The sequence below is a fragment of the Thalassobacillus sp. CUG 92003 genome, from assembly GCF_013618635.1.
Taxonomy (GTDB): domain Bacteria; phylum Bacillota; class Bacilli; order Bacillales; family Halobacillaceae; genus CUG-92003.
The window spans coordinates 1-26,559 of the sequence record NZ_JABLSJ010000005.1; the positions used below are offsets into that span (position 1 = coordinate 1).

Genomic DNA, 26,559 nt, shown 5'->3' on the forward strand with positions numbered 1-26,559 from the left:
TGAGGAAGCTCACCCCATGCCCACGGAAAGCGATCCGTTTTCCCAGCCAGCATCCGCATACACAAAAGTCTCGAAACGGAGTTTCCACAATAATGGGGCTTTAGTTGAATTAGCCCAATATATAAAAAATAAAAAAGCACACCGGTAAGGTGCGCTTATTGAAACATTGTTGTATTCATTTCTTTTATGGCAGCCTTCTCTAATCGACTGACTTGTGCTTGTGAAATCCCAATTTCTTCTGCTACTTCCATTTGAGTTTTTCCTTGAAAAAATCGCTTCGTTAAGATAAGTTTTTCCCGATCGTTTAAACGTTTCATGCCTTCTCGAAGCGACAACTCGTCCAACCAAATCGAATCTTTTTCTCGTTCATCTTTCAACTGATCCACGACAAAAATAGGGTCGCCGCCATCGTTATATATCGGTTCGAATAAAGAGACAGGATCTTGGATCGCGTCCATAGCAAAAACGACGTCTTCATGAGGAACTCCCATTTTATCAGCTATCTCTTGAGGCGCAGGGTCTTTTGATGTTTCGCCAATGATTTTCTCACGCATCTGCAATGCTTTGTATGCCGTATCCCGCAAGGAGCGTGACACTCTGATCGGGTTATTATCCCGTAAATACCGCCGTATTTCCCCTATGATCATCGGGACAGCATAAGTAGAGAACTTTACATTCTGACTAAGATCAAAATTATCGATTGACTTCATTAATCCGATACAACCTACCTGGAAGAGATCATCGCCATACTCCCCCCGGTTGTTGAACCTCTGAATGACACTAAGGACAAGGCGCAGGTTTCCATTAATTAATTCTTCCCTGGCCTCTATTTCACCATCCTGCATACGCTTAAACAACAATCTCATTTCTTTGTTCTTCAGTACAGGGAGTTTGGAAGTATCTACTCCACAGATTTCAACTTTGTGTCTTGTCATTGATCGACCCTCCCAGGAAACTATTACAAACTTCAGTATCTCCTTGGGAAGGAAAAATATGCATAAAGTTGAAAGTGGATTTAAACCATTTTATCGAATTCTTTTTGTAAACGTCTGATTATTTTCTTTTCCAGTCGTGATATATACGACTGAGAAATACCAAGCATATCGGCAACATCTTTCTGGGTTTTCTCATTTTTACCGATTAAACCAAAGCGCAGCTCCATAATCTGTTTTTCCCGGTCATTCAACTGCTCAAGAGCTGCTTTCAATAATTTTTTATCAATTTGCTGCTCAATTCCTCTGGTAGTCAGATCTTCCTCAGTACCTAAAATATCGGATAATAGCAGCTCATTACCATCCCAATCTACATTGAGCGGCTCGTCAAAAGATACTTCCGTTTTTAACTTATTGCTTTTTCTTAAATGCATCAATATTTCATTTTCAATACACCGGGAAGCGTAAGTCGCTAATTTAATTTTTTTCTCTGGGTCAAACGTGTTAACCGCCTTAATTAAACCGATCGTCCCGATACTGATCAGATCTTCAATATTCAACCCTGTATTCTCGAATTTTCGTGCGATATACACGACCAAACGGAGGTTCCTCTCAATCAGCACAGCGCGTGCCGCAGGATCACCTTTTGGCAGCTTTTCTAACAGTTCTTTTTCTTCGTCTCGGGATAGCGGGGGAGGCAATGCTTCACTACCTCCAATATAATAAATTTCCTTCGGCTTAATGCCCAGCTTCAATAAAACGCGATAAAGCCACAGTTTCCCTTTGAATTTCCAGCTTACCATCTGTCCATCCCCTTTCAAGATTTACGCAACTTTGCCTTTTACCATCAGATGGGGGTGAAGTAACACATCATAGGCGCCATCTGTTGTGAGATCAGAAAATTGAATGCCGATTAGCGGATGACGATGTGTGATGCAACCCTGTCCATTGTCCACTACCAGGCCATCTAGCTGAATCACGATCATCAATCGGCTCGGTGAACCTGCTCCCTGATAAGGAATCAACCTCACCTTCTCCTGGAGATCGTTCGGGAGTTTCTCTAAGTCATAATCCTGGCTGAAATCCTGAAGCTCAGTCCATTCTTTTTCTGTTAAAAACGATAAAAATACGGATGGCCCTGCCAAGAAAATCATCCCCCTTGAAACGGGATCAATCAGGTGGTTACCACTATCTACAAATCCTTTAACGTGTATCGTTTGTTGCTTCCACTGCAATTCTGTGGAGTAAATCTGATCATGCTTTAATTTCAAGTATACGGCATGTTCCATCCGCCATTTGGTAGCCCACCAAGAAAGAGGAAAACCTAGTAGTACTAACCCCCAACTGACGGGGTCGCCATAACCACCTGAAAACGTCACGAGATGCCCATGGCTTACGGAAATCGATGAATTGATAAAAAAATGAAGACCTAACAACGTCCCGCCAATAGCAAAAGTTACAAAATAAAATGTTATGAGCTTCATAAGAAATGATGTCAACGAACGGTAGGAAAAGGCGATCAAAATGATGACCACGGACACCATCAATTTACCGGGAAGCGTGTGCACAAAACTATCAGGAGCGTAAATAGCGAGTGGAACCATTAATGAAGCAAAAAATGCAGCTGATATGGTGCGCCATCCTGAAGAATGCGTTTTAGTGAGTAAAGATGTTAAGTGCAGGATCATCCCATCCATCAGAAGATTCAAGCACCAGACAGCGTCAATATATACCATAGCACCGCCTGACCTTTCCTCTACTATTTCATTATGCTCAGTATAAGCTTGTACAGCTGAAAAGTCTGTCAGATTATGAAAGGAGAGCATTCTATTTTTGTTCTCTTCTGTCTAATAAAATGGCAAAAAAAACCGTGCCAGCTTCAAGCTGGCACGGTTGTCATATCGAATTAACGACGGCGGTTCCGGTTACGAAGGAAGGTCGGAATATCCAACGTATCCTCATCTTGAGAACCTTTTTGCTGTTGCGGCTGACTCGACGGCATTTCGCGCCGAGGCTGTTCTTCACGTTCACGAGCAGGTCGCTCTTGTTGAGAACTACCGCCTGTCTGACCCGCGATAGGGCGTTGCTGCGGCTGATTATCCGCAATTTGGGATTCATCAAACCCAGTCGCAATCACGGTTACAACGATTTCATCTTTCAAGTTTTCGTTGATTACAGAACCGAAGATGACATTCACTTCTTGATCAGCAGCGGACGTAACAATATCTGCTGCCTCCTGCACTTCGTATAGACTTAAGTTGGCGCCTCCGGTGATGTTCATGAGGACACCATGAGCTCCGTCTATAGACGTTTCTAATAATGGAGATGAAATAGCCTTTTTAGCTGCTTCCATCGCACGGCTTTCGCCTGTTGCAATTCCGATTCCCATCAAGGCTGACCCTTTGTCCACCATAATCGTCTTCACGTCAGCAAAGTCGACGTTAATCAGTCCAGGCACAGCAATTAAATCGGAAATACCTTGTACACCTTGACGCAATACGTTGTCTGCTTCGCGGAATGCTTCAAGCATCGGTGTGTTTTTATCAACGATTTCAAGCAAGCGGTCGTTCGGAATGACGATCAATGTATCGACGCTGCTCTTCAATCCATCGATGCCGCCGGTCGCTTGTGTAAAACGCTTCCGTCCTTCAAACGTGAAAGGTCGCGTCACAACACCAACCGTCAATGCACCGACTTCTTTGGCCGTTTGTGCAATAACCGGCGCAGCACCCGTGCCGGTGCCGCCCCCCATCCCTGCAGTCACAAATACCATATCGGCTCCTTGCAGCGCCTCTTCTAGCTGTTCTTTGCTTTCTTCGGCAGCTTTCCGTCCGACTTCCGGGTTAGCACCTGCGCCTAAGCCGCGTGTCAATTTGCCGCCGATTTGCATTTTAACTTCAGCTTTTGATAAATTAAGCGCTTGGGCATCAGTGTTGACAGCAATAAACTCGACCCCCTGAACACCATGCTCAATCATGCGGTTAACGGCATTACTGCCACCCCCGCCAACACCAATGACTTTTATTGTCGCTAGTTGATCCATACTCGTATCAAAATCTAACATCTCACGTTCCTCCTATTTTCACAGATTACAAGATTTATTATCTCAGCTTCCGTTTTCGCTACAGAAGACCCCTTTAATTAATCGAAAAAATACTTTAATAGATTGGATAGACCTGATTCTTTCTTCTTCTCGGGTTGTTGTTCATCTTCATCATTCGTTGGCTGTTTTTGGACGCGTTTCTGCTTTTTAGGTAAAGGATCTGCAATTTCACCCGATACTGAAGGCAGTATCTCTTTTCCTTGTATTTTCGCATTATGATGGGAGAATTGCAAGATGCCGACACCGCTTGTGTATTGCGGTTCCCTGACCCCGATGTAGTCCGGAATGGCCAGCCTTACATTGGCGTGTAAAACATCTTGAGCAAGTTCAAGCACACCGGGCATATTCATGGCACCACCGGTCAAAACAAAACCACCCGGTAAATCTTTAATACCCATGCGTTGAATTTCCTGAGCAGCAAATACAAGGATTTCTTCTAACCTAGCCTCAATCATATCAGAGATTTGCAATTGATTGAATGTTTGTTTTTGATTACTTCCAATAATGGTAACATCAAATAGCTCCTGATCATTCGCATCGTCAAAAAAAGCATGTCCGTGCTGAATTTTGATTTCCTCAGCCTCTTGTGTCGATGTTCTCAGCCCGATGGATAAATCCTTTGTTATATTGTCACCGCCCAGGGGTGTCATAGACGTTCCTTTTAAATGCCCGTCAGAAAACACAGATACTGTGGTGGAGCCTCCACCCACATCCACGAGCGCAACTCCAAGGTTTTTCTCATCCTCAGATAACGCGATGGTACCGGCAGAGAGAGGCTGAAGGCAAACATCCAACACTTCCAACCCAGCTCGTTCGACACATTTCAATGTGTTATGTAACACGGTCTTCGCACATGTGATAATAGTCCCTTCCATTTCGAGACGCACACCGATCATGCCGCGCGGATCATTTATTTCATCCTGACCATCCACTACAAATTCACGTGGGATGACATCAATGATCTCCCTTTCCGGCGGGATGGAAACAACTTGTGCAGCATCGATAACACGCGTAATATCTTCATCGCCGATTTCTCGACTTTCACTCGAAACAGCCACCACCCCATGACAGGGCTGTAATTGAATATGGTTTCCGTTAACACCGACCATTACCCGGTCGATTTTCATATCAACCATTCTTTCAGCTTGCTCCACTGCTGTCTTAATCGATTGCACGGTCTGATCGATATCTACAATGGCACCTTTTTTCATGCCTCTCGACTTAGCCGTTCCAACCCCAATAATATTTAATGATTCATTAAAGATTTCACCAATAATAACTTTAATTTTACTAGTACCAATATCCAGGCTTACAAATATTTCATTCTGGTTCACGAGCGTCGCACCTCCTATAAATAAAGGCCTCTGAATAGTTCAAATCATATCGAACATATAGGCAAAATACAATTGATAGTTAACAAAAGTAATCGGATTGATAAATTTTATAATCCGAAAGTATGAGATGGTTCTCAATACAGATGGTTCTTAAGTTGAATTCCACAGTGCCTGACGTTTTCCCTTTTAATTACGGTTATTTTTTTCTAATTTCTTGTTAATCAACCTTTGATCGATCAAATGCCTGCGTATACTCGCAATATTTTGGAAAAGCCTTACCCCGAAAGCGAATATGGCAGCCAAATATAGATCGACTCCTAATTGCACACCTAGAAATGCCAGAGCAGCAGCTAAGGTGATATTAAAAAAGAAACCCGTTAAAAAAATGATCTCATCAAATTTATTCTCTAAATAGGCACGAACTCCGCCAAACAAGGTGTCAAATGCAGCTAAAACTGCGATGGACAAGTAGCTGGCGTATTCCTCAGGCACACGGATATCTGTCAAAAATCCGAGAGATATCCCGATAATAAGAAATAGAATGGGCAACCACATGGCCTCTCACCTAACCCCCTAATTATTTGCTTGCAAAATTCCTAAACGTAAAGGGTCTTCATATTCAGGCAACGTTAATTCCTTTCTCTGGTTCGTCTTAATATCCATGTTCTCAATCGCATACAATTCCTTGGATTGACTGGTCTGAATATAATCAGCTAACTTATTCGGGTTGTCTGATAAGACCTTGATAGATAGAGGCAGAGACGGTAAAGGCCGATTATTTACATAAGTGCTGCCATTAACAAGTCTAATAGCTGTTAAATTGGTGATGCGTTCATTCCCTACAGCTATTTCTGTCGCACCGAACGTATTCAGGTCATTGATCAATCGAGTCAATAACTCGGGCGATAAGGACGGATATTCTTCAACTTCCGGCCCTTCAGTAAATATGACTTCCACAGAAAGTTCAACTCCGCTTCCTGTGGCCTCAGTTAGCCCAACATCTTGTTCCAATTTCTGAATCGATTCTTTTAAAGCACCGATATTCTCCTGATTTGACTTTTCATTGTAATTATCAATAACAGAATCTGCTTCAGAGATTTGAGTCAGCAACTCCTGCTGCCTATCCTGCTGTTCCTGTAACGCTTCTCTTATCTCCCACTGATCCCGTGTCTCCCTGACTTCAGGCTCCCCTGCCATCGACTGAAATTGAATGGCGACCATAAAGCCCACGATTAAAAAGACGAGAGATATAAACCATTTTGTCGACGCGCTCATCCGATCACCCTTCAGTTGCTAATCTCGGTTCCATTGTAATCGCTCGCTGTTTTTGCATGGTTACTTCAACGTTGTCATTGACAAGCTTCTCTACCACGCCATTGGTAAGATTCAAGCTGGATTCAAGGACGTCCGGTTCTCCTATTGCCTTGATCACAAATGGAGCTGGATGCTGAACGCCATCGACCGATATAACCGGACCTATACATGAAATGTAGCTATCACTGAAATAACGTTGTCCATTTATTGAGACGGCCTTGGCACCTGAACTTAGTAATTCATTAATTACTTTTTGGACATGTGCTTCATGTACAATGTAGTTGTTTGCGTTTTCTTCATCCGGAATATACTCAGCATCATGAAGGGTGACCTCGACTCCGGGGCCTTCAACAGGAAGTTCACCTGTCAACATTTGCAATTTCTTTTTTCTATCGACAAGATCAGCGACAACGTCCTCAGAGTTGGCTAAGTCATTCTCGATTTGTTGAATTTGTTCACGTTTTTGATTTAATTCATCTCGTAACTGTTTGTTTCGTTCCTCAATACTGAGGAGCTGCTGTTGGTAGTAATACTCTTTTTCCCATTGGCTCTCATTCAGCGTGACCACTTCCGGGTCAGATTTAGTCTGCTGATAGCTGAATGAAACTAAGAAGCCCGATACGAGTAAAACCAGAGCCAAAATAATAGACCTACCCTTGACTCTCATCATTATTCTCCTCTGAAGATTCCGTATTTTGATAAGGTTCTAAATAAGCTCCTACATCAAGATGGATAATGCCCTTATCCTCAGTATCAAGTTGAGCTACGATGGAAGGGTAAGCCTTCATTTTCTCCGCAAAGTCCCTTATGGATCCTTGCACTTCATACCCATCATTCATATACAACTTGATTTGATAAGGGTTATCTTCAGTCGGATCCCAATGGATTTCAGAGATTAATTGTGTAACACTTCTTGGCAAATCCTGCAATTCTTCAGTCATCTGATCGAGGTACGTTTGCTTAGAAAAACCTGCAATCAGGGGAGCATCCCCACTCGGTGAAGATAGTTTTTCAGACGTCAGACTTGTCCCATTATCAAGTATAGGATGAAAAGCACCATCTGATTTCACATACCCTACCCTGTGCCTTTCTTCAACATTGACCTCAATGGTTGAGGGAAGGCTGCGTGCAACATCGGCCTTAGCAATCTGGGGGTGTCCCTCAACTTTTTCAGCTACATCATCCAGGTCAACCTGCCAGATATTGGTCGCGTTCGTGATGCCTGTTTCACCTTTCAGCTCGTCTGCTTCCGTATGAACATTACCTGATATGTTCACTTGACCGACATGGCTTAAGGGGGATTGAAGATAGACCACAACCACCACTAGCAAGAAGAGCACACTTAAATAAAAGACCAGTCGTCTATTTGATTTTTTTCGTCTAGCCTGCTTAAGTTTCGGTATGCGTTCCTCTATGGAAACAATTTTTTCATCGTCCATATACGACTGCGCCCCCACATCTGTAAAATATCAGGTAGAGAATAGTGGTTTTGATCTCCAAACCAACTATGATTCTGATATAAATTATATCATACTCCCAGCCTGCTGACGTGAGGTTGTTTAACTCGTTTAAGATATTATGTTTTCCAAAAAACACGCTCTCCGTTTACTAAACGTGAGGCACTCAACGAGAATACCCAAAACCTGCATAAGATAAACAATTTTTCAACTATAGTTTATCATGTTTGGCCATTTTTGTGAGCAAATGTGATAAAAAGGAACAATTTTCAACAAACACACACTTAGAGACTTGGGAGGGCCGTTATAGCTCCACCATGTTGTTTTGAACACACAAAAAAACGCACTCCATTAAAGGAGTACGGTAGATGAAACCCACTTGTGACGGTCTTCCTATATTTTATCTTACCGTGTGGCGGCTGATATTCAACAATATACCCAATGAAGCTAATGTGAGGGTCAGGGAAGAACCCCCGTAACTGATTAGTGGAAGTGTAATGCCCGTAACAGGGATGAGACCCGTTACGACACTGACATTAATCATGACTTGGATCGTTATCATCCCCACTATACCTAGTGCCAGCAACGTCCCATATAAATCGGGCGCGTGTATAGCGGTTCGTATGCCTCTCCAACATAATAAAAAGAATAATATGAGGACGCAGGCGCCTCCGATGAACCCTAGTTCTTCAGCGAGTACGGCAAAAATAAAGTCTGTTTGCGGTTCCGGCAAGTAAAAGAACTTTTGCATGCTTTCACCTAAGCCCATCCCCAAAAGGCCGCCTGGCCCAATCGCATAGAGGGATTGGATAATTTGAAAGCCACTGCCTAACGGGTCTTCCCATGGGTTAAGAAAAGCGGTAATACGTTTAATCCGATAAGGGGCGGAAATGATGAGTGCCGCAAAACCTAGTAATCCTGCCAACCCGATCCAGCTGAAATGCAGCAGACGGGCACCAGCTACAAGGACCATGGTCATGGAGGTCCCAACCAGTACAACGCCTGTCCCTAAGTCAGGCTGAAGCATGATGATGATAAAGGGTACGAACACAATGGTCAGAACAGGTAAGAACCCTTTTTGAAAAGATTGTATATTTTTTTGGTAGAGCGATAAATATCGAGCTAAAAACAAGATCAGGCCTAGCTTCATGAACTCAGAGGGTTGAATACTGAACACACCTACGCCTATCCAACTTCTAGCGCCCCCTCTTACCATCCCGACACCAGGAACAAGGACGAGAACCAAAAAAATCGCACACACGATTACGATCCATTTGGCATGTTTTTGCCACACATGGTATGAGACATTCGTAAACACATACATACCAATCAATCCAAACACCGCAAAAAGTATTTGGCGTTTTGCGTAATACAATGGATCGTCGAACTTATATTCGGACCAGATACTTGAGGAACTATAGACCATTACGACGCCAAGAATCAATATCATCAATATGGTTCCCACCATAATCCAATCTGGGTGCCGAGCTTTCTCTGTCATTAAAAAAGCCCCTCCTCCGTTATCCACAGAAATAAGGGCTTTTGCTGTGTCCAGCCCTCATTATAGGCTATGCACAGCTTGGACAAACATGTCTCCTCTTTGTTCGAATGTTCGATATTGATCCCAACTTGCGCAGGCTGGTGATAACAAAATCACATCTTTTTCACGTGAATGTTGATAGGCTACCGGCACAGCTTTAGATACATCGTCGGCAAACAAAATCCGGGGAACACCAGCCTTTTTACCAGCTTCAGCAAGTTTTTCGGCGGTTTGTCCGAAAAGGACCATAGCCTTAACATTATTAAGATAAGGGACAAGTTCGTCGAACGTATTGCCTCGGTCCAATCCGCCTGCCAATAAAATGATCGGTTGATTAAAAGACGTCAATGCTTTGGACGTAGCTAAAATATTGGTCGCCTTTGAATCATTGTAAAACATCCGATCATCTTTCTGCTTAATCAATTGCAAGCGGTGGTCAACTCCACTGAAGGAAGACAGAACGTGCTTGATTGCTTTGTTACTTGCTCCTTCTAACTTTGCCGTGACCACAGCAGCTATTATATTCTCCAAGTTATGTGCACCGACTAACGCGATGCCTTCACGGGAAACGACAGGCTCATCTTTAACATACACATATTCTTCGTCCAACCAACCACCATCAACACGATCGGTTGTCGAAAAAGGTACGAGAGTGGCTTCAGCTTCTTGAACTAAATCCACGACGACCGGTTGATCGGCGTTATAAACCAAATAATCCTTTTTTGTTTGGTTAGAGAAAATGGCGGCTTTCGCTTTCTGGTAATTTTCCAATGTTTTATGGTAATCCAAATGGGCTTCATATACATTCAATAATACGGAAATACGGGGCCTAAACGAACTTATTCCTAGCAGTTGGAAGGACGACATCTCGATGATCATCGTCGTATCCTGGGTGGTACTGCGCGCAACTTCGCAGGATACCTTGCCTATATTCCCGGCAATTTCCGCTAAGGCTCCGCTTGCTTGTAGCATCTCGTGGATTAATGTCGTCGTTGTTGTTTTTCCATTCGATCCTGTAATGGCTACAATCGAACCTTCATGTATAAGTCCTGCAAGTTCGACTTCAGTAATCACCGGGATGCCTTTATTCATCGCTTCTTGTACCATTTCATTGTCATAAGGGATACCCGGGTTTTTTACGACTAACCCCATATGTTCGAGAGCAGAAATGGGATGAGATCCTAATATGAATTCTGCTCCCTTTTGACGCAGATCAGCTACATTCTGGTCATTCTCTTCTGCCTGCAGGTCATTAATGACGACTGAAACACCACTATCTAACAACAAGTGAGCAGCTGCTGTACCACTTTTAGCCAAACCTAGTACGAGCACATTTTGGTATGGGAAATGCAGCAAATGTTTCATGTTAACAACACCTCTATACAAAGCCCCAGCACAGCGAATAATAGGCCTGCTGTCCAGAAAGTGGTAACCACGCGCCATTCGGACCAGCCTTTCAATTCATAATGATGATGAAGAGGACTCATTCTAAATACGCGCTTTCCGGTTGTTTTATACGATATGACTTGAATAATGACTGACAATGTTTCTATGACAAACATGCCACCAATAATAACGAGAAGAATTTCGAGCTTCGTCAATATAGCTATAATGGCGATACCGCCCCCCAGGGCGAGCGAACCCGTATCTCCCATAAACACTTTGGCTGGGTGGGCATTAAATACAAGAAAGCCTAACAAAGCACCGACGACAGCTATAGCGAATATGGCCACTTCCATCACTTCTGCATTTTGCCACGCGAGTATGCCATAAGCGCCAAATGCAATGGCAGCTGTTCCTGCTAACAACCCATCAAGTCCGTCTGTGAGGTTCACTGCATTAGAGCCACCTACCAGCATAAGGAGAATGAGCAAACCATACCCCCGGCCTAGATCGATTCCTACATTCGTTGCGGGCAACTCGATGACCGTAGAAAATTGATGCCGGTCTAATACAAGATAGACAACAAGTGCAATTAGAATTTGACCAAGCATTTTTTGTTTTGATGTCAGACCCAGATTACGTTTCAAGGCCACTTTGATGAAATCATCCAAGAACCCTAGCACCCCATAACTGATGAGCACAAACAACACTAAAAATATTTCAACCCCAGGCTCTGTTGGATTGAAAAACATGACGACGATCAACGTTGAAAGTGTAATGGATACGATGACCATCAACCCGCCCATCGTGGGCGTCCCTGATTTCTTCTGATGAGATTTAGGACCTTCCTCTCGAATACTCTGGCCAAATTTCAACCTTCTTAAAAACGGGATCATGACAGGTGAAATGAGGACGGTCATAAAAAATGCCAGAGCCATTGTTATTAAGAGTATATAATCGTTCATGAAAGCTTCCTCCTTGTGTTACAAACCGTCCTGTAATGTTATTTATTCGACCAGTCCTTCGATGATCTCCTCAAGCTTCATACCGCGTGAAGCCTTGACTAAAATAACCGTATCGTTATCAAGATATCGCTCCAGGTTTTGGGTTAGTACTTCTTTATCGTCAAAATGACGCGTCATGATTTTTCGATTTAAGGCTGTAAGCTCATCCGTGATTTCCTTAGCGTCTTCTCCTATGGTAAATACAGCCTCAAACTCTTCACCAATTGAAGCGGCCACAGAACGATGCAAAGGTTTTGAATGGCTTCCAAGTTCATACATATCCCCGAGCACAAGCACCATTTTCTTTTTCTCCTGGCGTTCAGCCAAAGAAGCGATCACGGCTTTCATAGACGTAGGGGATGCATTATAAGCATCGTTGATAATGAGCGATCCATTTTTACCGGAAATACGTTCAAAACGCATCCCCGTAATTTCGATATTTTTGAGCCCCTGCTCAATTAAGTCAGGACTCATCTTCATAGCTTTCGCCAATGTTATAACAAAACTGGCGTTTTTAATATTATGATTTCCGGAAAGCGGGATGAAATACCCTTTATCACCTATTTTAAAATGACTGCCCTGATTTAAAGGGGAGCGTTCAGTAATGACCACATCCGACTCTGGTGTCGTACCGCAACGTATCGTATGAACATTTTGACCGGTCTCATGAAGCAAAGCTTCATCACCGTCCACGATTAAAGTGCCATCCCGGGACATGCCTTCACGTATTTCCAATTTAGCTTGCGCAATCCCTTCGCGTGAACCTAAATTTTCAATATGTGACTCTCCGATATTCGTAATGATACCGTAATCAGGTTCAGCAATTTTTGACAAGGTGCCGATTTCACCAGCATTATTCATACCCATTTCCAATACAGCTACCTCGGTGTCCTCCGGCATAGCTAATAAGGTTAACGGCAGTCCAATATGGTTATTATAGTTTCCGGCCGTTTTATGCACAACAAACGCTTCACTCAATACCGAAGCGGTCATATCTTTCGTTGTTGTTTTCCCATTGGAACCTGTAATCCCGACAACCACAGGCGCAACTTTTGATTTATAAAAATGAGCTGTTTGTTGAAGAGCTTGCACGGTGTCCTCAACAAAAAAAACGGGAAAATCGTTAGGGATTGCGTAAGGCAAGTGTTTATCCTTTTGCCATAATACTGCAACAGCTCCGTTTTGAATCGCCTCTCCAAGATAATCATGCGCATCAAATTGTTCGCCTACAATGGGAACAAATAAACTATTGCGCAACGTTATTCTAGAATCTGTCATAACAGCTGAGAGATGAATGGCATCATCAACTGCACCTCTGGATGTTGGAAATAACGCAGAAAGTTCTTGAACGAGCAGATTCATGGTTTATAACCCCTTCATTTGCTTTATTATTTTTCTTGCCACTTCCCGGTCGTCGAATTCAGTGCGGACTCCGTTTATTTCCTGGTACGTTTCATGACCCTTGCCCGCAATCAACACCATGTCGCCTGCTTTGGAATTTTTCAGGGCAAATTCAATCGCTTTTTCACGATCTGTGATACGGTGATAAGGCTCATTCAAGTTTTCGACCATATCATTGATAATGCTCTCCGGATCTTCAGAGCGCGGGTTATCAGAGGTGAAAATAGCTTCGTCACCTGTGTTGATGGCCACCTCTGCCATGAGGGAGCGTTTCGTTCGGTCTCTATCGCCACCACATCCCACCACTACTCTAACCGAACCGTCACAAAATTCCTTCAGAGTCTTCACAACATTATGAAGGGAATCAGGCGTATGGGAATAATCAATGATGACACCAAAATCCTGACCTTCTTCTACAGGTTCAAAACGTCCTCTGACCCCTTGCGATGTTTCAAGCGCTTTTTTAATATCCAAGAGCGGCACGTCGGACACAAGGGCTGCAGCAGCTGCAGCGAGCATATTATAAACGCTGAATTTTCCAATTAATGGACTGCGCACCATAACTGTTTCGGTTGAAGTGACCAACTCGAAGACGGATCCCTTTTCATGTAAATGAATCCGTTGAGCCCTTACATCAGCCTCTGACTCAATACCATACGTGAGTACGGGCTGGGCTGTTGAACGAATCAACGTCTTTGCATAAGGTGAATCGAGATTTATGATCGCCCTTTTCGGGAGCTTAGGATCATAGGTGTTGCCGAGCTGAGAAAATAACAATGATTTCGCTCGAAAATACTCCTCCATACTCTCATGGTAATCCAAATGATCCTGACTCAAGTTCGTAAACACAGCTATATTAAAGTCACAACCATATACGCGCCCTTGAGTCAATGCATGGGAGGACACTTCCATGATCGCAGTCTGAATGCCCTCTTTTACCATCGTATGGAAACTTTGCTGCAAGAATAACGAATCAGGTGTGGTATTCTTCACCGGGTAAACGTCATCCCCAATTTTCATGTGAATCGTACCGATCAGAGCCGTTTTCTGGTTATAGCGCCTGAAAATCTCATCCAGTAAATATGTAACGGAGGTTTTGCCATTGGTTCCGGTAACACCAATCAGGTTCAGATTTTTCGTCGGCTGCTGATAATAAGCATCTGAAATCAAAGCCATAGCCCGAACGGTATCAGGCACTATGACAACAGGTACATCAATATGCATTGCCTCTTCAGCTACAATGACAGCGGCCCCATTATCACGGGCTTGCATAACAAAATCATGACCATCGAATCGATCGCCACGAATACAAATGAAAAGGTTACCGGGTTGAACAGTTCTGGAGTCCATCGACACTCCGGTAACCTTAATTCCATCCAGTTCTCCAATCACTTTTGCTGTAGGAAAACGTGTGAGTAGTTCTTTGAAAGTCATTTAACTCATCCTAACTATGAACACATTCCTGTACATTATAGCAAAAGTTTGGATAATCTGCGTAGGATAGAAAAAATTTTAATAATTCATTTAATTACCTAAGTGTATCCTGACTGTCGCGCCAGTTTCCACTTTCACTCCCGCCTTTGGTGTCTGCTCTATAATTTCCGTCCCTTCCCCGTTCACTTCCACTTTTAAATCCACCATATACGTTTGCAGTTCTTTTTTTGATAAACCGACGAGATCAGGCACCTCGACAAGCGGTTCTTCCGGCCATGCATACTCTTTTTCAAGACCGTCTTTTCTAGGTTTCACCCCCAGGGCGGGGAGACTGTCCTCCATAATCGCACCTACAATAGGAGAAGCAACAACACCCCCGAATTGAACTGTTCCTTTCGGGTTATCTATCGCTACGTAAACGACAAGCTCCGGGTCGTCCGCCGGGGCAAAGCCCATGAAAGATACAATATAGTTATTGTCCATATACTGCCCATCAGGACCGACCTTTTGAGCGGTTCCTGTTTTTCCTCCGACACGGTAACCTTCTACATAGGCCCCTTTACCTGTCCCTTGTGCGACTACGCTTTCCAGTGCATGTCTTACTTCTTTCGAGGTCTCTTCAGAAATTACGCGATCTTTTAATTCTGGTTTGTTTTCTTCAATCACGTCTCCTGTCACAGGATCAAGCCAAGCATCCAAAATATACGGTTGATATAAATAACCGCCATTGATAGCAGCTGCTACCGCCATGACTTGCTGAATCGGGGTCACAGACACGCCTTGGCCGAATGATGTGGTCGCCTGTTCCACAGGCCCGATTTGTTCAGGTTTAAACATGATGCCCGTGCCTTCTCCTTCCAAATCTATTCCTGTTTTACTACCAAAACCAAAGTCGTCTATGTAAGAAAACAGCTTTTCTTTACCTAATCGTTGCCCTAATTGAACAAATCCCGGGTTGCACGAATTTTGGACGACTTCCAAATAAGATTGACTGCCATGGCCGCCACCTTTCCAACAATGAAGTTTTGCACCATCAACTTTAATGGAGCCGGAATCATGAAAATGGTCATCATTAAGGTCAACCAAGTCTTCTTCCAGTGCTGAAGCAAGTGTAATGATCTTAAAGGTTGAGCCTGGTTCATATGTACTCCATACCGGAAGATTTCGGTTATATACATCCGCAGCGACCTCTTGATATTGAGCAGGATGAAAATCCGGGCGAGATGACATACCGACAACTCTACCGGTGTCGGGCTCAACAGCAATGGCTATAGCAGAATCAGGGTTATATTTTTCAGCTGCGATATCAAGTTCACGTTCGATAATCGTTTGCACACGATGGTCGATGGTAAGTCGTAAATCATCTCCATCTTCCGGAGGTTGATAAACATCTGCGATATCGGGCATCCGTTTCCCCTTCGCGTCTGCAAAAAATGAGAGTTCGCCTTGCTTACCGCTCAACCTCTCATCATAGAATGCCTCTAAGCCCATCAACCCCTGGTTATCAATGCCTGTGAAACCGAGTACATGGGACAAATATTCTCCATTGGGGTAATGACGCTTCGAATCCTTTGCTACATAGACACCATCCATCCCTAATGATTGAATGGACTGGGCTTGTGCTTCTGTAATCTTGCGGCCCTCAGGGTGGATGCGTTCGATTGAAATTTGTTTTGTTACATGCTCGAGCGCCTTGTCCTCGGACATATTCAATATGTCGGCCAAAGCCTTGGCAGTTTGTTCAGGATTCGATACCTGTCTCGGCACGACCATCACAGTTGGTGCTGACTGGTTACCGACTAACACATCACCCGTCACATCCAAAATTGAACCTCGTTCAGGTTCAAACGTGATGTCACGGCTCCAAGAACTTTCTGCTTTTGAAATTAATTCATCGGCCAGCACAAATTGCACGTAGCCCAGCCTCGTAATGATGACAGCAAAAAGAAGCATAGAAATAAGAAAGACAGCGACTAATCGTTTTCTTACCGTTACAAGTGATACACGCTTCATAACTCAGACTCCTTTAGCGTAGAGTTGGCTTGTACCACTATATGTTGGTAAAAAAATGATTAGAACACTGTCTATTTGAACCCCGGGTCATTCAGGTGATTGTTCGGATGCTTCACCTGATTGACCTGATGCGTCATTTTGGTTTTCTGATCCTTGAGAGGATTGGTTTTCATCACTGCTTTGTGAACTGTTCGGCTCGTTGAACTCGACGACCAGATAGTCTTCTTTCTTTAAATTGGCTCCTGGTACGACATTCTGCTTAAACGCATAGCCGTTCCCCATTGTCTCAACCTTCAAATCCAATAAATCGCCAAGCTTATAAATATCCCGCTTAGACCAGCCACTGACATCTGGCATGGTTGGTTGATCGGTTACGATAAACACCCGGTCGTGGGGCAGGATTTCTTCACCAGGCTTAGGGTAGACATCCGTTACGTCGCCCCCATCACCTATGGTCGTCACATGCTCGAACGTGTCGTTCAGCTGTTGTTTTGCACTGTTGAGATCCTCGCTCGTGACATCTGGCATGGTAACAGTCGACACATCGGGCTCGGCTTTTTCTTCTTGCGGTTTGATATTCAAATAGTGAAGGCTGTTTTCCATAACTGTTTTCACTATATAAGAGACCGGCGCCGCGCCTGTTTCCGTATTTTCCAATTCAGGTTGTTTGACCGAAACATACATGAGCAGCTCAGGATCTTCTTTAGGTGCCATTCCCATAAACGAAAATCTATAATTCTCTCTCCCGGACATATAACCGCCTGAGTCAGAGTCAGGAAGCTGTGATGTCCCTGTTTTTCCAGCCAGAGCATAGTCGTTCAGCTTGTACATCGTACCTGTGGCATCCTCCGCAGTAACGACTTTACCCATGAGCTCTCGCATTTTCTTGGCCGTGTCTTCAGATATCGGACTCGATATCTTTTCAGGCTTATTTTCAGAAATCATTTCCCCATTCTCACTTGACGTGACCTTCGATAGCACATACGGCTTCATCATATCACCGTCGTTGGCGATTGAAGTCGCCGCGGTCATGAGCTGAATTGGGGTGACAGTCGTCCCTTGACCAAAGGATGTGGTCATCTTTTCACTGAGGTAGTTGTACAAAATATTGCCTGAGGCTTCATTTGGTAAATCGATGCCTGTTTTCTTACCAAAGTTAAAATCATTCAAATAGCCACGGAACGTCTCAGTTCCAAGCTTTTCGTTAACAAGTTTCATAGCAGCTACGTTAGACGAATATTGGAAACCAGTGTCAAAATCAATTTGCCCCCAGCCTTCAGGTTTATGATCGTAAATTGGCCTTAGGTTATCGTCATACTTATAACTTCCCGATTCAAACAACTCATCTCCATTATACACCCCTTCTTCTATGGCAGAGGCCCAGGTGAACATTTTCATCGTTGATCCTGGTTCAAAGGTATTTGATACAACATTGTTATACCAGTTTTCAATATCCCCTATGTTGTTAGGGTTGTAGCTGGGCCGGTTGCTCATGGCTAGAACTTCGCCCGTGTCAGGATTCATCACCCCTGCTGTTATGCTCTCAGGATTGTACTCCTCATTCACTTGCGTCATGGCGTCCTCTAAAAATGTTTGAATTTTTTGATCGATGGTCAAATGGACATTTTCTCCATCATCAGGCTTTTGAATGGTTTCTTCAGGATTGAGCAGTTTAGAGCCATACTTATCACGTTGATAAGAGATTTGCCCTTTTGTTTCTTTCAAATGCTTTTCCATTTGTTGTTCAACCCCCGAAACACCTTCGATCTTTCCGCCGTTGTTGCGGGCAAACCCTAATAGATGGGAAGCAAATGTGCCATTGGGATAATACCGTTTGGCTTCTTGGGAAAATGTGATACCAGGTAATTCTTTTGCTTTAATGTCCTTCATGACATCTTGAGAGAGATTCCTCCCCGTTGAGCCGAATTCGACTTGGAATTGACCATTTTCTTTCCCTGATTTCATTTTCTGCTCAAGTTCCCCGGCAGTTGTATCTAATATAGAGGCCAGTTCTTCTGCAGTTTGATCAATATCCTTCACGTGATTCGGTTCATCAGGATCTCTGGAGTATTCAGGATCGACAATGGCCTGCATACGATAGGTGGGGCGATCATAAGCAAGAACCATTCCATTCTTATCATAGATTTTCCCGCGCGTTGCATCAATCTCATATGAACTCGTTCGAGCTTTGTCAGCCCATTCGTTGAGATCAACCCCTTGCACTTCTCCTGTTGTTTGCAGGTAAAGAAAGCGTCCAGTTATAAAAAGAAAAATCAGCGCGAATATGACGGTCAGCCATATGGCGCTGCGGCTTGTGTTTCGACTTTTCATAGGGAAATCACCAATCCTATTTAATTTCCAATCGCGTTGGCCTGCTTCACCTGAGCATTTTGTATTTTCAATCCATTTTCTTTGGCAATGCGCAGTATACGATCAGGGTTGGATAATTCTTTTTCTTCATATTGCAACGTTTCATTCTGAGCCTGTTGCGCTTCAATTTTCTGCTCGAGCTTTTGCACATCACGATTCAACGTGTCCGTAGCTGATGTAAATTGGACCATAAGTACTGAAGCTGCAATGACGATCGAGGTGCTCACAGCATAGAGTAATTTCTCACCAGGTGTAATCCACCTCTTCTTGTGTACCTTGACCTTGACTTTCTGTTCATCTTGCTGCGTTGAATGCTGATTAGTCTGTGAAATATCTTTTACTTTTTCTATGCTCATGTTTGCTTCCACCCTTCCGTAAATTGAAATTCTTCAGACCATGGTTTGGTTTTTTCAACAATTCTAAGTTTGGCAGAGCGTGCTCTCCGGTTACTTGCTAATTCGTCTTCGTTTGGAAGAATTGGTTTGCGCGTCATCAATTGAAACGGAGGCTGTTTTTCTTCCGGAATCATCGGAATATTTTTAGGTAACGGCGGCGTGGTGCTCCACCGTTTAAATGTCTGTTTGCACAGCCTGTCTTCTAATGAGTGAAACGTTATGACAGCTATTCTTCCACCTAGATCAACAATTCGTGCCGCTTGGTGCAGCGTCTCGTTAAATGCACTTAATTCATCGTTGACCGCGATTCGAATAGCTTGAAACACGCGTTTAGCAGGGTGGCCCCCTTTACGTCTGGCGGGAGCTGGAATAGCTTCTTTAATCAGATCAACGAGTTCCCCTGTTTCAGTAATGGTGTGTGAATCTCTAGCACTTTCAATCTTGCGGGCAATTTGTTTTGAAAATTTTTCTTCACCATATTTGTAAAATATTTGCACAAGACGTTCGTACGGCCATTCGTTGACAACGTTCCATGCTGTTTGCTCCTCTTTTTGATTCATTCGCATGTCTAAAGGGGCGTTATGCTGATAACTAAAACCGCGTTCCTTCACGTCCAACTGGGGGCTGGAAACCCCTAAATCGTAAAGAATACCATCAACCGACTCGATTCCCAGTTCTGCTACTTTTTCCTCTAACTCGCGAAAATTGGCATGAACAAAAATGATGCGGTCCTGATAAGGTTCCAAACGTTCTTTTGCAGCAGCAATGGCCATCTCATCCTGATCAAAAGCGATAAGTCTCCCTTGCTCACTCAAACACTTTACAATCTCACTGGCGTGGCCCCCGCCACCTAGGGTGCAATCTATATATGTACCATCAGGTTTAATATCCAATCCTTCAATTGTTTCTTGTTTCAAGACACTAAAATGTTCAAACATCAGCTCACCCGCTTTTTCTAAATATCAAAATCAAGCATATTTTCCGCTATCTCAGCAAAGGATTCCTCAGATTCCTCGAAATAGGTCTCCCATTCTTCCTTAGCCCAGAACTCGATTCGTCCAGAAACGCCAATTACAACGCACTCCTTATCCAATGCCGCGTATTTGCGAAGGGGACTGGGAATGTTGATTCTTCCTTGCTTATCAACTTCACATTCAACAGCTCCGGAGAAAAAGAAGCGAGTAAAGGCACGGGCATCTTTCTTAGTGAGGGGGAGTTTTTTCAACTTTTCTTCTAAAATTTTCCATTCGTTCATAGGGTAGGCAAACAAGCATTGATCTAATCCACGTGTCAATACGAAGTTATCCCCCAGCCCTTCACGGAACTTAGAGGGGACAATTATGCGGCCTTTGCTATCAATGTTGTGTTGAAATTCGCCCATGAACATAGAGTCTTTCCCCACTTTCTAAATCCACCTTACCACATTCCCCCACTTTTCACCACTGTATTTTTAAGTATTCGCTCCACCATAAAAAAATCCTGCCCGAGAGGACAGGATTTAAAAATTTATTTTTTCTTTTAGCACGATTAAATCTCATCTGAAAAATGAGGGGCTCCCATCGCTGGCGTCGAACTCCACATAGTTGAACATGACCTTGTTGAACTATGCCATTCAGTGCTGTTATGTTCGCAGCCATCTCAGGTGGAGGAAAGTGGGTGGTTACACATATATGACATGATGCCCTGGTATCGAGAGATCGTGACGTTGAATGTTAGAAAATAGGTTTAAACCGTAAGCATTGATCCAGGGAAGCACATTCCACTTACGTTCTTGCCTCCCCTTTCCAGGGTGGAGAAGCAGCTCCAAATAATCAAAGTTTTCAATATCAGCGGCATATTGTTCGTCAATACGTCGTTCCATCCTCTGCCGCAAATACGCAATGTCCTGATAGATGTAAGCTAAGTTCTTATCAGCCACCTGACCTAAATCATCGCCCATCTCACGTGCTTGATAACGAAGTGGTTCGTGAATACGGTCAATCTCTTGTTTAGCCTGATTTATCATCTGTTCAATTGGAGGGGATGACTGGGAAGAAAGCCAACTCATTTTATGACGGCCCACCCCAAATTCGATTGCATCCTCTATTTGGATGTGGTATTCATCCAATAAACGTTCGGCCTTCCGGTCAATTAACGTAAATGATTGTCTTAGTACAACCGGCGGCATCTTCCGGTCAATCGCGTTAAAAGCAGGCTTTAACACGGACCAATAACTGATCTCTCCGGGTCCTCCGACAAATGCAAGCGTCGGAAATAAACACTCCTGCATCAAAGGCCGTGTGACCACGTTGTTACTAAGCTTTGTCGGGTCATGATAAGCAATTTCAAGCATTTGTTCAAACGTCATCGTGACCTCATCTTGTTTCCCTTTGACACGGTCCTCTTCTTGCTTCAAAAGCACCCTTTCCCCTTCCATATGGTAGAACAAATGAAGATCAGAAGGACGACATTCCAAAGAGACAGGGTAGCCCGCCTGCTGATTCGCTTGCACAGCACGGTGGACCCCGTAACCGATTTCATCGGACTGTCTGATCAGCTCAGAGAAATATTCCGTTTCAAGCTCACGTATAGAGGGGTGATGCGAATCCATCAACACAATGCCTTCATGATGAAACATGCGAAAGACAAGGCGAGCAAAAAAATCCGCAAATCCTTTTGAGTGGTCGATATCATGTGACAATTGGCGGTATAAATCCTTTGTGTATTCCGTTTCATTCAATGTTCCGAACATACGAGCAAGCCACTGCTTTGTTTCATTTTGGTCCAGATTCAAATCAGATACAGCTACCCGTTCGTTCACTTTTTGAGCCGTTTGCAGTTTTCTCATCTGCTTTTGCTCTGGAATAAACACATGGTTGATTTCAGCGAAATCGTGATCCTCCCCGGCTATCCAAAAAACCGGGATAACCGGCTTGTTCAATTTCTCTTCCTGTCGTTTTGCTAATTGAAGAATGGAAATGATTTTATGGACGGTATACAAGGGGCCCGTTAACAAACCGGCTTGCTGCCCGCCAATTACCACTGTACTTTCTTCATGCTTTAATCGTTCTATGTTTTCAGTTGTGGAACGAGGCGCGCCCCAGTTTTGATTCAATTCAAGCAACGTATCAGCTAACTTTTCTCGTTGGAAGGAACGCTGCATGAGTTCATGATGTCGAGCATGATACGTATTTTGATCAAATGGGTTATAGTTGAATTTTTCTTCAATGGTGGCAAAATGTTCCTGATAATCTCTCACCAGTGGATCATCAGGTTTTATATCTATGGAATCGATTCGCATCTGAACTTCTCCTTTACCGCTCTATGTTAAGTGAAATGAGTCTTTATGTATTGTAACGAAAACAATCCAAATGTTCACCCATTCTGTTTCACTCCAACATGCGTGATGCAATTGCATAAACGACCGATACCATATATAGCATGCCGAATACAAGGAAGTTCAAACGCCAAAATCCTCGTAGAGCTCTTCTTAACAACAATTCTTCATGCCTGTTGTACTGCGTAATGATGGTGATGGCTAATAACAAGAGTAGAGCAAGGAATATGAAACCGATAAAAGAACGGTCAAACTGAACGATCAAAATAGCATCGAATGCCAAAATAAATACAAAGGTCATAATGTTAGCTGTCTGGTGGATGGCTTTCCACTTGTGACGATAGAGTTTTCGCAGAATAAATAGAATGACCAGCATGATCGGAATCGGCAAAGTAACGAGGGCTGCATACAAATAAGATATAACATCACTCATGCTTTACCCCCCTTTTCAATTTGTAGAGCGTGAATAGCGTGATGAACAAAACGGTTCAACTCATTGGATTGACCGCTTCCTGTCTGCTCAATAAGATAGCCCGTAATAGCATCAATCTCAGTCGGTCTGGCACGCATTACATCCATCAGCATGGAAGAAGTATTACCTGCTGTCTTCCGTACAATATTTTGAATCAACGCCCACTGAGTGTCTGCATCCATATGTAAAATCGCGCACGCCTCCAAGCAAAGCTGACGAGCCATGTTATTGATATACGGATTACTGATCACCTCGCCATTTTTCACATTAAAAAGGGCTGTAAGAGGGTTGATAACCGCATTTACAATCAACTTCTCTTTCAACACCTCATCCTTCCGACCCGAGGCATAAATAGGGAAATCTGGGTTACTAAGCGATGTCACTAACGTAATTTCAAACTGCTTCTCTTCTTCATAAGCAATTTTAATATTGCCTTGGCCTGTATGATGCACAGTAACATTGTTTTTCCTTATGGCACCGTGGTTGACTACCCCCGTTAAACTAGCTCCTTTAATCATCGTAAGTTGCCTGAGATGCCCCAGCCCATTTTGAAGAAAAACCAGGGGAGCAGTCATTTGTAGACGTGATAGGGTAGCGATGACTTCTGGAATGTCCGGTTGTTTTACACATACGAATATGACATCTTGATCAGCTTTTATATTGTTCAACTGCTCGCTCTTAACTCGAGTTGCCGATTCCTCTGAGTTCAGCCTTACCCCATGGCACATCAGGTCTTCCTGCTGTTCAAGTCGACGTACGAAAACCGTGACCTCATGTGACACGCCCAAGTACGCTGCCATTAACAGGCCCGTCGCTCCTCCACCTATAATCCCTATTTTCATCGAATCCCTCATTCCTCAATCATTACACTGATATTGTAGCAAAAAAAATGGAAAATAGGGCGATTGTTTTCATTATGAAAATGTTTATATTATAATAAAACCAGATAAGATTCTGAAGGGGGAATGGATTGTGGTCGAAACAATGAAAGTCCAACGCTTATTAGTCAATTATAAAACATTGGAGGAATTCAAGCGGTTTAAAGAATACGGCAACCAGGAACTATCGATGCTTGAAGACTTGCAAAATAATATCGTTGAAAATGACAGCGAGTCACCCTTTTTTGGCATTTACTATGGAAACGCTTTAATCGCGCGCATGAGCCTTTATAGAGTGAGAGCCAGATACGATCAATATTTTGAACCACCGCAGGATTATCATGAATTATGGAAGCTTGAAGTCTTGCCCGATTTTCGTAATCAAGGCTATGGAGAAGCTCTCGTTAATTTTGCTAAACAATTTAATTTACCTATTAAAACAAATCCTCGTATAAAATCCCATGGTTTTTGGGAAAAAATGGGCTTTCAAAAGGCGCAGTATGATATGAGCCGTGATTTAGGTGAAAATCCATTGATCTGGCTGCCTGAAGGCGTCGATGAACAACATTCAGAAGCTTAAACATCAAAAACGTTGCTTTCCCATAAAGGGAGCAACGTTTCTTTATTATCGGTTAAGCGTTGTCTTTCGTTGGTCGACCCAGGTCATCAACTTTCGGACTTCTTCCCATGCAGCTTTCATTTGTTTAACTTGGTCTTCAAGTTGAGCTTTTTCTTCTTGGAGATTTTTTATATGGTTCTCCATCTTTTCAAGATCTTTCTCCTCTTCCTGGCTTGTTTTCATCCGTTCTAATAAGAATATCGCATCATCGAGTGAAAACGCCCCATGTAACCCTGATGAAAGCGACTCGACTAATTCTCCTCGTGAAGCGTTACTATTCTTACGGTCTTTTTTAGCCTGTGCAATCGCATCCTGATAGTCTTTACGTACTGTAGCGTTCCACCTGAACCCACAAGCTGCAGGTGTGCGGGAAAGCTTATCTGCTACTTCTTTGAACCCTTCCAGCTGGGTTTTTCCTTGTCTGATATGACGCAATATAGTTTCAGCAAGTAATAAATCTTCATCCTCTTTCCAAGCATCTTGTCTCAGCGTCTCCATAAGATCCCTCCTCTATGGTTTGCTCTATATTTATGCAAACAATGAGGTTGATAGAATATCAATTAGTGATCTTTTCGAGATGAAACGAATCGTTCAACTGCTTGCTTATGTTCTTTACTCTCCCAGAGATTAGCACAAGCTCTCACGTCTTCATCCATTTGAGCTGACAGAGGAAGAATCGAAAGTTTTCGTAAATACTGGCGTTTTAATACCTTCAATTGTTCCAATGATTTTGATGTGAATGGGGCTGCCAACCCTTCAATATGATGAAGCTCCTCTGAAGCCAGAATTCTATGGAGCCACCCGATCCGTAACGTTTTGTCAGCCTGATACATGTCAGCCTCCGCTAACCATAGGAATGCATCATCCGCAGCGATCTTTTCATATAACAAGGCGCCCCCGCCCCATCCAGGCGTAATGCCCAATTGACCTTGAACAAACCCATACGAAGAAGAACGAACACCGAAACGGAAATCACAAGCTGTAGCTAACTCACACCCTCCTCCTCTCGCCTGGCCATTCAAGACGGCAATAGTAGGAACCGGGAAGGAAGCAATTTTATACAATACTTCTTTCATTTGATACAAAAGACCAAACGCTTCATCGCTTGATAAATCCCCATGCAAATCAGATAAGTCTCCGCCTGTAGAAAAGGCCTGGGTTCCTGCACCAGTGATGATGAGACACTTTATATTATTTAACATATTCGCTTCATCAATCGCCAAGTGAAGGTCTTGGGTCATCTTGGTGGAGATAGCATTCATTTTCTCAGGGCGGTTCAATTTTATTACAGCATAGTGTTCATGAACACTTAACATTATTTGAGATTGCGTCATATTATCTATCCTTTTTTATAGGGTCTCTAAAGATTCAGTTACGATTTCATCAAGCCATCGTTAATAGGTGCACTCATCTTTACGATATTAGAGTAGTTTCGTCATGAATCCAGCTCAAACCAGCTCATATGCCTCTGATGAGACGCCATTTCTTTCACATAAGGGACGTTCCAGATCTTCCTCAGCAATTGTACTGCTTTATATGATAGATCACCATCAACGTATAACCTGTTATACGATTTCACATACCTAAAAAAAGA

The 26,559-nt window shown here is 43.3% G+C and carries 25 protein-coding genes; 1 reads left to right on the forward strand and 24 read right to left on the reverse strand.

Going from position 1 to position 26,559, the window contains the following annotated elements:
* Positions 1-155 precede the first annotated feature (155 nt).
* The 22 genes from sigG to HOP45_RS08860 form a co-directional block, all read right to left on the reverse strand.
* Complete coding sequence (gene sigG / locus HOP45_RS08755; protein ID WP_181348905.1) at positions 156-935, reverse strand: RNA polymerase sporulation sigma factor SigG; 780 nt, start codon at positions 933-935, stop codon at positions 156-158.
* Between the two features lie 80 nt (positions 936-1,015).
* Positions 1,016-1,735: an RNA polymerase sporulation sigma factor SigE gene (gene sigE / locus HOP45_RS08760; RefSeq protein ID WP_181348906.1), complete on the reverse strand. Its 720-nt coding sequence runs from the start codon at positions 1,733-1,735 to the stop codon at positions 1,016-1,018.
* Between the two features lie 21 nt (positions 1,736-1,756).
* Positions 1,757-2,758 carry a sigma-E processing peptidase SpoIIGA gene (gene spoIIGA, locus HOP45_RS08765; protein WP_181348907.1) on the reverse strand — a complete coding sequence of 334 codons (1,002 nt, stop codon included), beginning with the start codon at positions 2,756-2,758 and terminating at the stop codon, positions 1,757-1,759.
* Between the two features lie 80 nt (positions 2,759-2,838).
* Complete coding sequence (gene ftsZ / locus HOP45_RS08770; RefSeq protein ID WP_181348908.1) at positions 2,839-3,996, reverse strand: cell division protein FtsZ; 1,158 nt, start codon at positions 3,994-3,996, stop codon at positions 2,839-2,841.
* A 77-nt stretch (positions 3,997-4,073) separates the two neighbouring features.
* Positions 4,074-5,369, reverse strand: coding sequence for a cell division protein FtsA (gene ftsA / locus HOP45_RS08775; RefSeq protein WP_181348909.1), 1,296 nt, complete (start codon positions 5,367-5,369; stop codon positions 4,074-4,076).
* A 186-nt stretch (positions 5,370-5,555) separates the two neighbouring features.
* A complete protein-coding gene (locus HOP45_RS08780; RefSeq protein ID WP_181348910.1) occupies positions 5,556-5,924 on the reverse strand; it encodes a small basic family protein in 369 nt (122 codons plus the stop codon).
* An 18-nt stretch (positions 5,925-5,942) separates the two neighbouring features.
* Positions 5,943-6,644 (reverse strand): DUF881 domain-containing protein, encoded by a 702-nt coding sequence (locus HOP45_RS08785; RefSeq protein WP_181348911.1) that lies wholly within the window; start codon positions 6,642-6,644, stop codon positions 5,943-5,945.
* Positions 6,645-6,648: 4 nt separating this feature from the next.
* On the reverse strand, positions 6,649-7,350 hold the full coding sequence (locus tag HOP45_RS08790) for a DUF881 domain-containing protein (RefSeq protein WP_181348912.1): 702 nt from the start codon (positions 7,348-7,350) through the stop codon (positions 6,649-6,651).
* The gene (locus tag HOP45_RS08795; RefSeq protein WP_181348913.1) at positions 7,334-8,122 is read right to left on the reverse strand and encodes a cell division protein FtsQ/DivIB; all 789 of its coding nucleotides are present in this window, start codon (positions 8,120-8,122) and stop codon (positions 7,334-7,336) included. Before HOP45_RS08795 ends, HOP45_RS08790 begins: the two co-directional genes overlap by 17 nt.
* Before the next feature lie 418 nt (positions 8,123-8,540).
* A complete protein-coding gene (spoVE, locus tag HOP45_RS08800; RefSeq protein ID WP_181348914.1) occupies positions 8,541-9,641 on the reverse strand; it encodes a stage V sporulation protein E in 1,101 nt (366 codons plus the stop codon).
* A 60-nt stretch (positions 9,642-9,701) separates the two neighbouring features.
* Positions 9,702-11,045: a UDP-N-acetylmuramoyl-L-alanine--D-glutamate ligase gene (gene murD, locus HOP45_RS08805; protein WP_181348915.1), complete on the reverse strand. Its 1,344-nt coding sequence runs from the start codon at positions 11,043-11,045 to the stop codon at positions 9,702-9,704.
* Positions 11,042-12,028, reverse strand: a complete 987-nt coding sequence (gene mraY, locus HOP45_RS08810) for a phospho-N-acetylmuramoyl-pentapeptide-transferase (protein ID WP_181348916.1) — start codon at positions 12,026-12,028, stop codon at positions 11,042-11,044. Before mraY ends, murD begins: the two co-directional genes overlap by 4 nt.
* 42 nt (positions 12,029-12,070) lie before the next feature.
* Positions 12,071-13,429, reverse strand: coding sequence for a UDP-N-acetylmuramoyl-tripeptide--D-alanyl-D-alanine ligase (locus tag HOP45_RS08815; protein WP_181348917.1), 1,359 nt, complete (start codon positions 13,427-13,429; stop codon positions 12,071-12,073).
* A gap of 3 nt (positions 13,430-13,432) precedes the next feature.
* Positions 13,433-14,902 (reverse strand): UDP-N-acetylmuramoyl-L-alanyl-D-glutamate--2,6-diaminopimelate ligase, encoded by a 1,470-nt coding sequence (locus tag HOP45_RS08820; RefSeq protein WP_181348918.1) that lies wholly within the window; start codon positions 14,900-14,902, stop codon positions 13,433-13,435.
* A gap of 90 nt (positions 14,903-14,992) precedes the next feature.
* Positions 14,993-16,915, reverse strand: a complete 1,923-nt coding sequence (locus HOP45_RS08825; RefSeq protein ID WP_181348919.1) for a stage V sporulation protein D — start codon at positions 16,913-16,915, stop codon at positions 14,993-14,995.
* Between the two features lie 87 nt (positions 16,916-17,002).
* The gene (locus HOP45_RS08830; protein WP_181348920.1) at positions 17,003-19,246 is read right to left on the reverse strand and encodes a penicillin-binding protein; all 2,244 of its coding nucleotides are present in this window, start codon (positions 19,244-19,246) and stop codon (positions 17,003-17,005) included.
* Positions 19,247-19,266: 20 nt separating this feature from the next.
* Positions 19,267-19,641 (reverse strand): cell division protein FtsL, encoded by a 375-nt coding sequence (ftsL, locus tag HOP45_RS08835; RefSeq protein ID WP_181348921.1) that lies wholly within the window; start codon positions 19,639-19,641, stop codon positions 19,267-19,269.
* Complete coding sequence (gene rsmH / locus HOP45_RS08840) at positions 19,638-20,618, reverse strand: 16S rRNA (cytosine(1402)-N(4))-methyltransferase RsmH (RefSeq protein ID WP_181348922.1); 981 nt, start codon at positions 20,616-20,618, stop codon at positions 19,638-19,640. The genes ftsL and rsmH overlap by 4 nt, the downstream gene beginning before the upstream one ends.
* A 17-nt stretch (positions 20,619-20,635) precedes the next feature.
* Positions 20,636-21,067 (reverse strand): division/cell wall cluster transcriptional repressor MraZ, encoded by a 432-nt coding sequence (gene mraZ / locus HOP45_RS08845; protein WP_181349193.1) that lies wholly within the window; start codon positions 21,065-21,067, stop codon positions 20,636-20,638.
* A gap of 273 nt (positions 21,068-21,340) precedes the next feature.
* Positions 21,341-22,960, reverse strand: a complete 1,620-nt coding sequence (gene bshC, locus HOP45_RS08850; RefSeq protein WP_181348923.1) for a bacillithiol biosynthesis cysteine-adding enzyme BshC — start codon at positions 22,958-22,960, stop codon at positions 21,341-21,343.
* An 88-nt stretch (positions 22,961-23,048) separates the two neighbouring features.
* A complete protein-coding gene (locus tag HOP45_RS08855; RefSeq protein WP_181348924.1) occupies positions 23,049-23,429 on the reverse strand; it encodes a DUF3397 domain-containing protein in 381 nt (126 codons plus the stop codon).
* A complete protein-coding gene (locus tag HOP45_RS08860) occupies positions 23,426-24,310 on the reverse strand; it encodes a 2-dehydropantoate 2-reductase (protein WP_181348925.1) in 885 nt (294 codons plus the stop codon). The genes HOP45_RS08855 and HOP45_RS08860 overlap by 4 nt, the downstream gene beginning before the upstream one ends.
* Positions 24,311-24,452: 142 nt before the next feature.
* Here HOP45_RS08860 and HOP45_RS08865 point away from each other — a divergent pair, with 142 nt between their 5' ends.
* A complete protein-coding gene (locus HOP45_RS08865; protein WP_181349194.1) occupies positions 24,453-24,926 on the forward strand; it encodes an N-acetyltransferase in 474 nt (157 codons plus the stop codon).
* A gap of 45 nt (positions 24,927-24,971) precedes the next feature.
* Here the strand turns inward: HOP45_RS08865 and HOP45_RS08870 are convergent, their stop codons facing one another.
* Both HOP45_RS08870 and HOP45_RS08875 read right to left on the reverse strand, forming a co-directional pair.
* On the reverse strand, positions 24,972-25,463 hold the full coding sequence (locus tag HOP45_RS08870; protein WP_181348926.1) for an RsfA family transcriptional regulator: 492 nt from the start codon (positions 25,461-25,463) through the stop codon (positions 24,972-24,974).
* 62 nt (positions 25,464-25,525) lie between these two features.
* Entirely contained in the window at positions 25,526-26,299 is a 774-nt protein-coding gene (locus HOP45_RS08875) for an enoyl-CoA hydratase/isomerase family protein (protein WP_181348927.1), read from the reverse strand.
* Between the last annotated feature and the right edge of the window lie 260 nt (positions 26,300-26,559).

Excerpts from the sequence above, each read along its gene's own strand:
- sigG (WP_181348905.1), bottom strand. The coding sequence starts at position 935 with ATGACAAGACACAAAGTTGAAATCTGTGGAGTAGATACTTCCAAACTC.
- sigE (WP_181348906.1), bottom strand. The coding sequence starts at position 1,735 with ATGGTAAGCTGGAAATTCAAAGGGAAACTGTGGCTTTATCGCGTTTTA.
- spoIIGA (WP_181348907.1), bottom strand. The coding sequence starts at position 2,758 with ATGCTCTCCTTTCATAATCTGACAGACTTTTCAGCTGTACAAGCTTAT.
- ftsZ (WP_181348908.1), bottom strand. The coding sequence starts at position 3,996 with ATGTTAGATTTTGATACGAGTATGGATCAACTAGCGACAATAAAAGTC.
- HOP45_RS08780 (WP_181348910.1), bottom strand. The coding sequence starts at position 5,924 with ATGTGGTTGCCCATTCTATTTCTTATTATCGGGATATCTCTCGGATTT.
- HOP45_RS08785 (WP_181348911.1), bottom strand. The coding sequence starts at position 6,644 with ATGAGCGCGTCGACAAAATGGTTTATATCTCTCGTCTTTTTAATCGTG.
- HOP45_RS08790 (WP_181348912.1), bottom strand. The coding sequence starts at position 7,350 with ATGAGAGTCAAGGGTAGGTCTATTATTTTGGCTCTGGTTTTACTCGTA.
- HOP45_RS08795 (WP_181348913.1), bottom strand. The coding sequence starts at position 8,122 with ATGGACGATGAAAAAATTGTTTCCATAGAGGAACGCATACCGAAACTT.
- spoVE (WP_181348914.1), bottom strand. The coding sequence starts at position 9,641 with ATGACAGAGAAAGCTCGGCACCCAGATTGGATTATGGTGGGAACCATA.
- murD (WP_181348915.1), bottom strand. The coding sequence starts at position 11,045 with ATGAAACATTTGCTGCATTTCCCATACCAAAATGTGCTCGTACTAGGT.
- mraY (WP_181348916.1), bottom strand. The coding sequence starts at position 12,028 with ATGAACGATTATATACTCTTAATAACAATGGCTCTGGCATTTTTTATG.
- HOP45_RS08815 (WP_181348917.1), bottom strand. The coding sequence starts at position 13,429 with ATGAATCTGCTCGTTCAAGAACTTTCTGCGTTATTTCCAACATCCAGA.
- HOP45_RS08820 (WP_181348918.1), bottom strand. The coding sequence starts at position 14,902 with ATGACTTTCAAAGAACTACTCACACGTTTTCCTACAGCAAAAGTGATT.
- HOP45_RS08825 (WP_181348919.1), bottom strand. The coding sequence starts at position 16,915 with ATGAAGCGTGTATCACTTGTAACGGTAAGAAAACGATTAGTCGCTGTC.
- HOP45_RS08830 (WP_181348920.1), bottom strand. The coding sequence starts at position 19,246 with ATGAAAAGTCGAAACACAAGCCGCAGCGCCATATGGCTGACCGTCATA.
- ftsL (WP_181348921.1), bottom strand. The coding sequence starts at position 19,641 with ATGAGCATAGAAAAAGTAAAAGATATTTCACAGACTAATCAGCATTCA.
- rsmH (WP_181348922.1), bottom strand. The coding sequence starts at position 20,618 with ATGTTTGAACATTTTAGTGTCTTGAAACAAGAAACAATTGAAGGATTG.
- mraZ (WP_181349193.1), bottom strand. The coding sequence starts at position 21,067 with ATGTTCATGGGCGAATTTCAACACAACATTGATAGCAAAGGCCGCATA.
- bshC (WP_181348923.1), bottom strand. The coding sequence starts at position 22,960 with ATGCGAATCGATTCCATAGATATAAAACCTGATGATCCACTGGTGAGA.
- HOP45_RS08855 (WP_181348924.1), bottom strand. The coding sequence starts at position 23,429 with ATGAGTGATGTTATATCTTATTTGTATGCAGCCCTCGTTACTTTGCCG.
- HOP45_RS08860 (WP_181348925.1), bottom strand. The coding sequence starts at position 24,310 with ATGAAAATAGGGATTATAGGTGGAGGAGCGACGGGCCTGTTAATGGCA.
- HOP45_RS08865 (WP_181349194.1), top strand. The coding sequence starts at position 24,453 with ATGAAAGTCCAACGCTTATTAGTCAATTATAAAACATTGGAGGAATTC.
- HOP45_RS08870 (WP_181348926.1), bottom strand. The coding sequence starts at position 25,463 with ATGGAGACGCTGAGACAAGATGCTTGGAAAGAGGATGAAGATTTATTA.
- HOP45_RS08875 (WP_181348927.1), bottom strand. The coding sequence starts at position 26,299 with ATGACGCAATCTCAAATAATGTTAAGTGTTCATGAACACTATGCTGTA.